Raw genomic sequence first — 10,970 nt, forward strand, 5'->3', positions numbered from 1 at the left:
AACGATGACGGAAAACCACTCAGCCCTGGTACCTATCATGTAAATATCTGGGATGCAACAAACCAGAAAGAGAATAATAATAATCCTATGCCCAACGGATGGGATATCGTTAATCAGAAGATATATCCAAGCACGGCACGGGTAAACATCTGGGATCCGGCGAATCAGAAAGATCTGCAATATGCTGAGTTAATTATCAAGTAACTCGTGTGAGACTGTTCTCTCTATTTTTTAATTTTTCTCACCGATAATGGGATTAATCCCTGAGTCTTACCTTCCATTTTACCGATATGAACTATGTGTAAACGCTCACAGATTTTTGACCCGACATTGTATTACCATTTCATTAATGAAGCCTGTTGCGAATCAGCATAGCGGTTTCATGGTTTTATAGGTCCCCTGTTAGTTATACATTATTGGAGACAAAATGAATACATCTAAATAATTCAAGTGATCATTTTGGTATTGTTACTCTTTGTACGGGGAATGTCCATGTGGAGAAAAACACTACTTGTAACCTTTGGGATACTAATCATATCCTCCTTAATTTCAGGTGTAACTGCAGAAAAAGTAGGAAATCAAACCGGAGAACAATCTGATAAGTTTTCCTATGCCTGTAATCAGCCGTATGCAATATGTGACACCGCATTTTGTATTCCAGACCAGGACGATCCTACAAAAATGCGTTGCTCCTGTACTGTTGAAAATGGAACATCTATGGGAAAACTGCCTTGTAATGAGTGGGATGCCGTCGGGATGTATTATGATAAAAATGGGGGACAATGGATGATCAAAGGAGGGTATGCAGTTGGGCAGGTCACCTCCACCTATTCATTCATTGATGCTGCACCCATTGAAGGAAATGAGATTGATCCAAATAATACCCCGGCAGATTACACCGGCGATGTGTATCTAAAATCCTGTTCAAACAAAACCGGGGACGGAAAGTACGCAGATTGTTGGAATGCACCCTGTACTGTCCTCCCAGTAGATATAAATGAAGATATCAATACGGATCGGGTTGCTTCATCATATGCGGTCTGTGACTGTGGTCTGGTTGAAAACTTATCCGAATGGAGTATTGCAGTACATGGAGCGGATAATTGTGAAAACAAAACCCTCTGTAATGATTACATCATATCCGGTGAACCAATCAATATGTCAAAAGTAGGCGTATTGAAACTGAGCAAGTATTTAAAAGATAATCCCGGAGTGGATCCATCACAACCATATAAAGAAGGATTCTGTGAGGATTGCACCAGTTGTGCATCCAACACGAGTACCGAATCCTCTTAAAACCTCTTTTTTTTACGGTCGAATGTTATTTTGGTGATGATCCCTTCCTGGTATTGAGTTATGAACACGAGTCCATCCAAATATGAAAAATACCTTCCCTTGAATAGATATGTTCACAGGGACCGCATTCGGACCACTTCCGGGTTTTTCCTGACAATAGTTTTTTCATCATTTTCCATGACGTTTTACCAAAAGATGAGTTGATGATCCGTATGGCATACCAAACGGTGAGAGGATTATCCTCTCATCCAACTCACAATCCCGCCCAGTCTGCTCATGTGATCCATGGAGACTCCGGCAAGCGAGACCGGATCCATCGTAATCGTTCCTTCCTCGTTCTCTTTGAGGGAAGATATCACCATTCCGGCAAACTCAAGTGATTCCTCTGCCAGGAATCTGTACTTCCTGTACAGCAGGTACATCCCTGCCCCGTTCAGGATTGCTGTACCGCACGAGATCCCGGTGATCACCTCAAGGATCATACCCTCCCCCCGTAGCGGACCATATCGTTAACCGTCATGTTTCCGGTGACAAACCCTCTCCCTGAAAAGGTCCTGTTCTCCCGGCTTCCTGATCCGAAGAGCAGCATACCTGACCCGTTTACCGCGGTCAGTCCATCCAGTTCTGGCCCGATTGTCCGGGATGCATCAAGATCCCCATGATGTAGAATTCCTGATACCACGAGCGATGATTCCCCGATCTCATGCTCAAATGGTGCCTGCAGGAATGCGCAAAGTTCGCGAATCCCGGGCTGGATAAGTCGTGCTGATGCTGAGTCAGTGTAGAGGAGCGATCCGTCGCTGTGCACGGCTAGATCGGTCTTCATATCCTCTTCTCCGGTTATCGATCTGCTCACCAATCCCGGACCCTGTGTCATCACCCGGGAAGCAAACGATCCGTTTTCATCAGAACCCGATCCCGTCAGCATGATCGACCCGTCTGACCTGACGGTCGTGGAGAGATACTCTGCCCCGACACATCCGGCAAGCACGAGAAACAGCAGCCCGGCGATGCAGCACCCTCTCTTCATGTTCTCCCCCTGAACATGCCCGATGAGGTGATTATGCCAGGACTGCAACGGTATCAGCCCAGGATTCAAGAGCGGTCCTGATTGCATCGTTCTCGTAACTTGAGAGTGTGATACTGTCCCGTTTGAAGATCACTGAATAGAGTTCACCGCTGGTTGCATGACACTTGAGTGTACAACTGAAGGTGTCCTCCGATGAATCACGTGATGCACTTACTCCTGACCCCATCGCGGTTGTGATAGCAGCATTACCGGTGATCTGAGTGACTGTGGTGTTAACTGCTGCCATGGTCGGACCCCTGACCGGGATGGCTCCGATCTGTTTCGCTTCGGTATTCTCGTACACAATCGATGCAGCATATGCTTCCTTGCTCTTCTCAACCGCAGGTTTGGCAACTCCTGCAGACTCGTACGGTGTGCAACCCCACGGGTTGTTCTCAATGATATCCTGAATAATTGAGCTGAAAGTCGTGTAGTCTGCAATCGGTGCAGTCAGCTTTCGTACCGCTGACTTGACGACGCTTTTTTGCGTGAAATCCCCCATGTCGTTTCCCCTGTCGCATGGCCTGCGACACTATGTGGTAGGTCGTACAGTAATAAATCGTTCCGGATGGGGGGTAAAACAGGGCTCATAAATCGCTTCAATCGCTGAACGGACGTGCAATGAGATCTCCCGCATGTACATATGGCCTCCCTATTCGATCTCGCCGGTGTCAGTATCATATGCGCAGTACATCTGGTTAACCTCTGTTCCAAAAAACGAGAATCCGTGTTTAATAATAAAGCTTTCTCTTAAACTGAATTCTCAAACCAAAAGATTTAGAATTACAATAAAGCTACCATGTGACATTGTCCTGAGTTCAGGACAAAGCGGCCATAACAGAAGAGCATCATCACAAAAGGTGTCAACATGAGACTAGAAGGAGTCAGATGAAATGGGTATACTCCCCGTCGGTTACTCAAGCTTGCAGGCAGATTAACGCGGGGAGTAATCATGTATTATCGGCAATTCGGTTAAGTATATCCATCCCGAATGGTGGAACGGTGATTATGTTCAGGATGAAGATCCTGAATCGTTCTCGGTGCGGTAATGGTTCACGAAACGTGATAACGGGGGCGATATGAGACTCATTCCCGTGTATCATACTATCCGGACAGCCGAATATGCAGCCAGAGAATCAATCGAGTCACGCGGCTTTCACGTGGCCCGGATTACCGAACGACAGAGTGGCAGGAGGATTCCGTTTCAGTTGATCGCATGGAATGGAGAAGGCAGGCTGATATTCATCAAACTGCGTTCGTTTCGGGGAAGAAACACACCCCAGGCGATTCACGATGAGATAAGGAATCTCACCCTCATCCGTCGTACCGGAGAGTATCCCGGGGAGATCCAGTACTGGATATTTGAAAATCTGTACTGGAAACGGTATCAGATCTATGTCGGTGGAGCGCTCTGCATCAGGGAGGAGTGTGACGCCACCTTCTGACTCCCGTGCTATTTATGTGTACGTATGCACGGTTCAGCACGGTGAAGCATCCGGCATTGGATCGGGATGCTCTGAAAGAGGGAGAAGGATGTGTGTCAGGTCATACTTTCACCGGAATCTGATTCTGATCAGAAGTGTTCTGCAGGATCAGACGGTCATCAGACCTGTCATGCGGAGTATGTATGGCTGAAGATCCTCATCTTTGCATCAGATCTGGTCTTGGTCTTCTGTCGGTTCCCGGCAGGGTGATCGAGATCAGGATCATCCGTGATGACGGGGTAGGTTCGGGGTACTTTGACGACCATGAGAAAGCTGCTTCTGCCCTGCTCTCGTTTGATAGCGATTCTCATGTGACGGGGATCTATGTCACCCTGAACGAGGTGAACCCTACCCTGCTTGCACGACGGGCAAACCGGATCAAGTTCAGGCTCGGCAAGAAGGATTCCAGTACGGGTGATAGCGATATCATCTCCCGCAGGTGGCTGCCGATCGATATCGATCCGGTCCGTCCATCAGGGGTCTCATCATCTGAGCAGGAGCATGCAGATGCTCTCTCACGGGCAGATTCCATCGCTGAATTTCTCACCGGTATCGGATGGCCACGACCGATTATTGCAGACTCGGGTAACGGGGCACACCTGCTCTATGCTATCGATCTACCGAACGACGATCCGAGCAGAATACTGGTAAAATCGGTGCTTGATTCACTTGACTTGCGGTTTTCAGACTCCAGGTGCAAGGTCGATATCTCGAACTCAAATGCATCACGAATCTGGAAGGTGTACGGGACGATCTCGCGGAAAGGCGATAATCTCCCTGACCGTCCGCACCGGCGATCCAGAATCCTCTCGGTTCCCGAAGATCAGGGTTCACCTGATTGTGTGGTCAGCGGTGAACAACTGCAGTCACTGGTCTCCATGCTGCCGGTCACCGCCCTGGTTTCAGAGCAGAACCGAAGCAATGGTCAGGTGAGAACGTTCGCAGAAGGTGGGATCGATCTTGCATCTTGGCTCTTTGAGCATGGTCTCTCCTGTACTGAGAAGCCATACGGAAGCGGTCGTCTCTTTGTGCTTGATGACTGTCCGTTCTCTTCGGCCCATTCTGACGGGGCGTATGCGATTCAGTTCGCGAACGGTGCTATCTTTGCCGGATGTCATCATGATTCGTGTGGTAGCGGAACCCAGCGGTGGCCCGAGCTTCGTGCCATGTTTGAGCCAGGGAAACCTGATGTTGAGACACGTCTGGCGAGGATGAGATCAGAGCGGATCAGGGCAAAGAACGAGGCAGAAGGGCGTTGCCGTCCGACAGAGTATGAACTTGCACAGGCACGTGCTCAGTACGAGGAGTCATGCTCTGATGCCGGAGCAGAAGAGGCAGATGCCCTCGAAGATCCTCTCGTGACCGAGACGGTTCTTTCCCGGTGCACCGGGATCCTTGAGTCAGAGGATCCCCTCTCGTTTCTTCTTAAGACGTTTGCATCTGTTCACGAGGGCGATCTGACGGTTGCCGAGTGTCTCGTTCACTCGCTTGCATCCAGATCGGTGATCAACAGCAAAGGGCTGCATGTCTCTATCACCGGTGAGTCAGGGAAAGGCAAATCCCATGCCATAGAGATGATGATGAGTCTTGTTCCTCAGCGGTTCCGTCTTGAGGGCCGGATGAGTGACAAGGCCCTGTTTTACATGGATGATCTCTCATCTGGGAGCGTTATCACACTCGATGATGTGAGCCTCTCCGACCAGATGCAGGAGATCCTCAAGGGTGTGACGACCTCGTTTCAGAAGCCGTTTATGTACCGGACGGTGAACAAGGACCGGAAGGCACAGATCTGCATGATTCCTGAGCGGTGTGTCTGGTGGATTGCAAAGGTTGAGGGTCCTGGTGATGACCAGGTCTTTAACCGGATGCTGACCTGCTGGATCGACGACTCGGAGGAGCAGGACAAACGTGTGCTTGACCGGACGCTCTGCAGTGCAGAGAGTCTTCCTGATGTCACCGGTCCTGAATCAGAGGAGGTGCTTGTCTGCAGGCAGATCTGGGAGTCTCTCTCACCGGTCTGGGTGGTGATTCCGTATGCAACGAAGATCAGGTTTCAGTCGGCAGAGAACCGGAGGAATCCTGATATGCTGCTCGATCTGATCAGGACGAATGCTGCTCTGAATCAGTGTCAGCGTGAGTCGAAGGAGATCGGGTCTGTGAAGTGTGTGATTGCGAACCGTGATGACTTTACACAGGCTGCACGGCTCTATGCGACGCTGAACGGTGAGACCGGAGCCCAAGCAAATAAGCTGACGAAGCGTGAGAGTGTCCTTATAGAGGCGTTTACGTCATTGGATCAGTCAGAAGTGACGATTGCCGAGCTTCAGCAGGTGACCGGGATCTCGAACTCTTCTGTTGGAAAACTGCTTCACGGGTATCATTCGTATGGGAAGACCTACTCTGGTCTGCTTGATAAGTGTCCGGCTGTCTCGTTTCTTGACCGGACGGTGACGAGTGGCGATGAGGGTTGCTCGACGATGCGGAGATCCCGGGTGTATCTCTGGGATGCGGTGTTGTATGATGCCTGGGAGAAGGGCGGGAGTGTCTGGCTTGGTGATGATGACGGGGGAGATGATCCTGATTCTGATGGTTCTGATTCACATCCCGATGATAGGCCTGACGCCTCTGTAGAGCCGGTTTCAGATACGGCGATGTCGTTTTCTGATGTGAAATCCAGAAATTTTGGTAAGATTTCAGGTCTTCCTGATCGTCGCAGGTGCAGTGTCTGCGGGAAACGTCCGACACAGTATCAGGAGCGTCTTTCTCGTGGGAGTTCTGCGAAGATTGTGCGGATGTTGTGTGCTTCGTGCTATCATCGTGCAGTCTCCCGGGAGGTTTCGTCGATTCTTCCTCTTCCCGGAGTTATCGAGACAAAGTCGCTTGTGAGACGAACAGTTCTGAGTGGGCGATGTCAGGTCTGTGATCGAAAGACTGCTGTCTGGTCAGATCCGGATGCACGAGTTCACATCTGCGATCAGTGCTATCAGAGGCTGATTTCAGCTGAGCCAGACCCCCATGTTTCTACTCCAGGTCCTCCGTAGATAACTTATATTCTAAATTTGTGGCAGGTTTGGGGAAGTTGTACTGTATAGTGTCAATGTAATATTATGAACAATTTTGTGGTGTGATGAGTACTATGAGTGAATTTATCGAGCGAGAGAAGACCTGTTCCGGATTTGAACTCTGTGGACGGATGATCAGGGAAGGTGATTCCCTGGTGGTGTTTATCGATGAGGTTGGACGGTTTGAGATCCCGGGAAATGTTCTCACGGTGACTCTTGCCGGTCTTGGAAACGGAAAGTTTTCGTGGGGAAGAGTCCAGCTCTCTGATAGTGGCCGGGGGCTGTACCTGGATATCGGAGGAGTGAGTTATGCAACTCCGGTTGCCAGGGTGAGAGCAGTTATGGAGGGGAAGAACCGGAAGGGTCCCATTAGTAAAATAAGATGAAAATGCTCCGCATTTTCATTCCTATCTGGTAGGATTAAAATGGTAGACGGTTGATCGGCTATTGAGAATTTCATAGTCACTTGCCGATCAGGTTAGTTATGCAGAAGTTCCTGAGATCTGCGGTTGAACCTGAAGGTAACATAAATCGGAAGGGTTTTTCTCTTCCGGTTTTATGGATCTCAAGAGTATCAGTCCCATATAATACAAAGGATGAGATCTTATTCAAGGGGATATTCGCATGTTTGTTTCCATTTACGGGAATGAGTTGTAGTCTTTTATTTGTCAGAAAAAGATATCCTTTGAAAACTTTAGTAACTGGGGCTGTTTCTTAATAGCGATTAAGACAGTAATGTAATCTCATTTATGAGAATCAAGACAAAAGCAATTGACCAATTTACCTTTTTTCAAAATAGGATCGATAATACGTGTTTAAACATTATAATTCCTGATAAAAATTTGCCATGCATTTGATAAACAAATCGCAAATTTTAATGTATAAAAGGTAAAGGAAAAACTATGATTGGTCGATGGAGTACATTAAAATTTATTGGAGTCTTTTTCTGTATTTTACTTCTATTAACAGGATCATCCGTAACATCTTCAAAATCGGTGTCAACTTCTGAAGCGATATGTGATTGTTCAGGAGATACTTACAATTGCAAAGATTTTCCTCTGCCCAATGGTGCAACTGGTCAAGATTGTTTTAACTATTGTAAAGTTCAGGGAAAAGGAGACATTCACAAGCTGGATCGAGATAATGACGGTTTAGTATGTGAGACGAACTAATTCTTGCCCAAATTAAAAAATTCTAGGATTAATAGAAGCAGCCAATGAGGAGATCTTGTTTGGTTATTTCCCAAAAAACTGATACAAATCCCTTTCTTCATGTTCTTTATCTAATATTTACAGATTATTGATTACATTTCAGGCACCGGCCTTTGTGTACACAGATAAGGCCGCCACATGTGGGGCAGGTGTACTTTGCAATCTGGGTCGCGAGAAACGAGTCCATTCCTTTTTCCTTGATCTCATTCAGGTTGTCTAGCATGCTCATTGCGTACTTTGTCTGGTACCAGGTATCAATTCAAATCCGATACTTCTCAGGACAGAGAACACATCCCATACCAGGGTCATATGTTGAATCGCTTCTGGTTTATTTTTCAGGTATCTGACCGCTGAAATACCTTCAAATGCCTCTCCTTACCTGATTATCTCTTCTATCATCAGGCGGTGCAGAATTTCATATACAACTGGATGAGGAATGTACCCCTGAATATCTCCGGTTTCAACACGATAGACGAGGTCTCTGCAAACAGGTCCCAATCGTGGGTGAGGAGCAGTAAGGTATACAAAAATGTTGGTATCAACAATTACCCTTGTGCCGGAGGGTATGTCTTTGATATTATTCAAGGATGTCACTTTCAGCAATCTCTTCAATTACTGATTCATTTTGAATCTGAAATACTCCATAAATCCGGTTAGTAAGGCTTGAACTGGGAGGTATCGGGCACGAGACTGGATCTTTTGCAACAGATGGGGCGTTAGAAATTCCTTCGCCAGTCATAGTACACTTCTAATTGTTCTGATCTGTTATCAATCTCCTCTGAATCTGATATCTACACAAGGATACGGTATCTTAACCTGGATTCTCGGGTAATACTATTATATTAGATGTGGGTTTTCCCGGTCTGTCGAAAGGGTTAGGTGAGCAGAGTGATATACGATCTCTCATTATTCAGGGCTCACAGGTCAGGCACCGGCCTTTGTGTACGCAGATGAGTCCGCCACATGTGGGGCAGGTGTACTTTGCAGTTTGGCTTTTGAGAAACGAGTCCATTCCTTTTTCCTTGATCTCATTCAGGTTGTCCAGCATACTCATTGCGTACTTTGTCCGGTACCGGGTGTCCAGATGTTTGAGTTTTTTGCATGGCATATCAGGACAGTCATAGCAGAAATGAGCTGGGCTGGTTCTGATGGTTTCACAATTTTTGATGAAACAGTTCTCACAGGATTTGGCATTCTTCGGTGTTTTATCTCTGCATCCCAGACACTTGTTCTTCGGTCGTTGGAAGGCCTGGCATAATGCACAGTTCATGCCACATGGGGCGATTAGGTCTGGTTGGATCATGGTTGTGAGCGGGATATTAGGTGTTTGAGCGGGACGAATCCTCTCTTTATCCGGTGTCTGTTTTTTGATTTAGGGATGATCCGGTTGTTGTTGGATCACCGGGCGGGAGAGCGGGAGATCCAGGTATGCAGAGATGTGTGATCATGGGGGCGGGTGGTGGCTCTATGATCTTATCTTCCCGCTCTATTATTATAATTATTATTATTCTTAGTTAGATCTATGTTTAGAGAAAGGGGTGTTCGGGAAAAGCGAGCGGGGGTTCCCGCTCCGGGAAAGGATTGGGGTTTTTGTCCCGCTCTCCCATACTGATACCAATCAAACGTTAGATGGGTTGTTTGATCCCAATCTGATTCGGGGATTTATTCACTGTTGGAAAAATGACGGGTATTATCCCAAATCAAAACAACCGTTTCATCCATTAGCAATGGGGATCATTATCGTTCAACATCTCTGCTAGTACTCCCTTAATAAACCCATTTTTCCCGTTCAGGTACCCGTCGATATCATGAGGATACAACCTGGCCAATTTTTGTTTAAGCCTTTCATACTCCCGGGCAGTATCTGGGTGTGACCTCAAATAATCCCGAAAAGCGATATGCTCAAGATATCCTTTACCATCTTTAGGGCAGACATACAGGTGATAGGGCATAAATTCGTCGTTAAACCTTCGTTTGAATGCTTCCCTCCCTTCAATCCCAAGATTTCCCTCATGATGAAACCCGGCATGACCAAGGCGTTCGATAATTGCCGGAAGGTAGGTCATGTCCTCTATCACCACGTCGATGTCGATGATGGGTTTTGCTCCAAGCCCGGGAACCGAAGTACTTCCGACATGCTCAATCCCGATGATCTGATCCCCGATATATCCTGATATCATTGCTTTGATCTTCAAAAATTCGTGAGCCCATCCGGGATCAGCCTGAGCTATTGTTATTGTTCTCATACTGGTGAAACGATCCTATAATTTCTTACGATGATGAAATCAAAATATGCATAGTTGACATCAGTTCACTTAACCAGGAAACTTGTTGACAAATAGTGAATGATTTATGAAATTATGTTTCCCATTCATGTAACTGTCATCTCATATGGCACAACCTGGTCATTTGTCATCTCATATTTCGGACAGCATCAGGATGTGGCCTCAAATCTTCTCATTGTTATGATTACGATACCCTCTCCCTCCCTTCTCCCTTCGATCTCACTCATGACCAAACCAGGCATGGTCCAGGCGTTTGATACCTTCTTCATGCCCGGTCATCTTCCTATGCCATATTAATATGGGCTTTACCACATCCCCGATCCCGATGATCGGATCTCTGATATACAAATTTGTGCAAGTGGTTCTTGCACAATTAATCCCGGTGATTCCTGTTTCTTGTACTCTCTGAAGAACGGGAGATCCAGGTATATAATGTGATGTGATCATGGGGGCAGGTGGTGGCTGTATGATCCTCTCTTCCCGTTCTATTATTATAATTATTATTATTCTTAGTTAGATCTTCATTTAGTGGATGGGTTGTCCGGGAAAAGCGAGCGGGGTCT

At 47.0% G+C, this 10,970-nt stretch carries 15 protein-coding genes; 7 read left to right on the forward strand and 8 right to left on the reverse strand.

Annotated elements, in window-relative coordinates; all coding sequences use genetic code 11:
* The coding region (locus LUQ50_RS03955) for a hypothetical protein (RefSeq protein ID WP_300036505.1) at nt 1-204 on the forward strand (204 nt) is incomplete at its 5' end.
* 288 nt (nt 205-492) lie between these two features.
* The gene (locus LUQ50_RS03960) at nt 493-1,296 is read left to right on the forward strand and encodes a hypothetical protein (protein ID WP_300036508.1); all 804 of its coding nucleotides are present in this window, start codon (nt 493-495) and stop codon (nt 1,294-1,296) included.
* A gap of 236 nt (nt 1,297-1,532) precedes the next feature.
* Here the strand turns inward: LUQ50_RS03960 and LUQ50_RS03965 are convergent, their stop codons facing one another.
* From LUQ50_RS03965 to LUQ50_RS03975, 3 genes are read right to left on the reverse strand one after another with little or no spacing between them, the layout of a single operon-like run.
* Entirely contained in the window at nt 1,533-1,778 is a 246-nt protein-coding gene (locus tag LUQ50_RS03965; protein WP_300036511.1) for a hypothetical protein, read from the reverse strand.
* Complete coding sequence (locus LUQ50_RS03970) at nt 1,775-2,374, reverse strand: hypothetical protein (protein ID WP_300036514.1); 600 nt, start codon at nt 2,372-2,374, stop codon at nt 1,775-1,777. The genes LUQ50_RS03965 and LUQ50_RS03970 overlap by 4 nt, the downstream gene beginning before the upstream one ends.
* Nucleotides 2,358-2,867, reverse strand: a complete 510-nt coding sequence (locus tag LUQ50_RS03975) for a hypothetical protein (RefSeq protein WP_300036517.1) — start codon at nt 2,865-2,867, stop codon at nt 2,358-2,360. The genes LUQ50_RS03970 and LUQ50_RS03975 overlap by 17 nt, the downstream gene beginning before the upstream one ends.
* 577 nt (nt 2,868-3,444) lie before the next feature.
* Between LUQ50_RS03975 and LUQ50_RS03980 the strand changes: the two genes are divergently transcribed.
* The 4 genes from LUQ50_RS03980 to LUQ50_RS03995 all read left to right on the forward strand — a co-directional run bounded on the left by LUQ50_RS03980 (nt 3,445) and on the right by LUQ50_RS03995 (nt 7,297).
* Nucleotides 3,445-3,810, forward strand: coding sequence for a hypothetical protein (locus LUQ50_RS03980; RefSeq protein ID WP_300036520.1), 366 nt, complete (start codon nt 3,445-3,447; stop codon nt 3,808-3,810).
* Nucleotides 3,794-4,000 (forward strand): hypothetical protein, encoded by a 207-nt coding sequence (locus tag LUQ50_RS03985; RefSeq protein WP_300036523.1) that lies wholly within the window; start codon nt 3,794-3,796, stop codon nt 3,998-4,000. Before LUQ50_RS03980 ends, LUQ50_RS03985 begins: the two co-directional genes overlap by 17 nt.
* The gene (locus tag LUQ50_RS03990) at nt 3,993-6,890 is read left to right on the forward strand and encodes a hypothetical protein (RefSeq protein WP_300036526.1); all 2,898 of its coding nucleotides are present in this window, start codon (nt 3,993-3,995) and stop codon (nt 6,888-6,890) included. The genes LUQ50_RS03985 and LUQ50_RS03990 overlap by 8 nt, the downstream gene beginning before the upstream one ends.
* A gap of 95 nt (nt 6,891-6,985) precedes the next feature.
* On the forward strand, nt 6,986-7,297 hold the full coding sequence (locus LUQ50_RS03995; protein ID WP_300036530.1) for a hypothetical protein: 312 nt from the start codon (nt 6,986-6,988) through the stop codon (nt 7,295-7,297).
* A 910-nt stretch (nt 7,298-8,207) separates the two neighbouring features.
* Here LUQ50_RS03995 and LUQ50_RS04000 read toward each other — a convergent pair.
* The 4 genes from LUQ50_RS04000 to LUQ50_RS04015 form a co-directional block, all read right to left on the reverse strand.
* Nucleotides 8,208-8,351 (reverse strand): hypothetical protein, encoded by a 144-nt coding sequence (locus LUQ50_RS04000; protein ID WP_300036533.1) that lies wholly within the window; start codon nt 8,349-8,351, stop codon nt 8,208-8,210.
* A 348-nt stretch (nt 8,352-8,699) separates the two neighbouring features.
* Nucleotides 8,700-8,861: a hypothetical protein gene (locus tag LUQ50_RS04005; RefSeq protein ID WP_300036536.1), complete on the reverse strand. Its 162-nt coding sequence runs from the start codon at nt 8,859-8,861 to the stop codon at nt 8,700-8,702.
* Nucleotides 8,862-9,032: 171 nt separating this feature from the next.
* Nucleotides 9,033-9,425 (reverse strand): DUF3795 domain-containing protein, encoded by a 393-nt coding sequence (locus LUQ50_RS04010; RefSeq protein WP_300036539.1) that lies wholly within the window; start codon nt 9,423-9,425, stop codon nt 9,033-9,035.
* Between the two features lie 418 nt (nt 9,426-9,843).
* Nucleotides 9,844-10,368 carry a GrpB family protein gene (locus LUQ50_RS04015; protein ID WP_300036542.1) on the reverse strand — a complete coding sequence of 175 codons (525 nt, stop codon included), beginning with the start codon at nt 10,366-10,368 and terminating at the stop codon, nt 9,844-9,846.
* Between the two features lie 114 nt (nt 10,369-10,482).
* Between LUQ50_RS04015 and LUQ50_RS04020 the strand changes: the two genes are divergently transcribed.
* Nucleotides 10,483-10,704, forward strand: a complete 222-nt coding sequence (locus tag LUQ50_RS04020; protein ID WP_300036545.1) for a hypothetical protein — start codon at nt 10,483-10,485, stop codon at nt 10,702-10,704.
* 76 nt (nt 10,705-10,780) lie between these two features.
* Here the strand turns inward: LUQ50_RS04020 and LUQ50_RS04025 are convergent.
* On the reverse strand, nt 10,781-10,970 hold a 190-nt coding region (locus LUQ50_RS04025), incomplete at its 5' end, for a hypothetical protein (RefSeq protein WP_300036548.1).

The sequence above is a fragment of the Methanospirillum sp. genome (assembly GCF_028679455.1).
In the GTDB taxonomy this organism is placed as follows: domain Archaea; phylum Halobacteriota; class Methanomicrobia; order Methanomicrobiales; family Methanospirillaceae; genus Methanospirillum.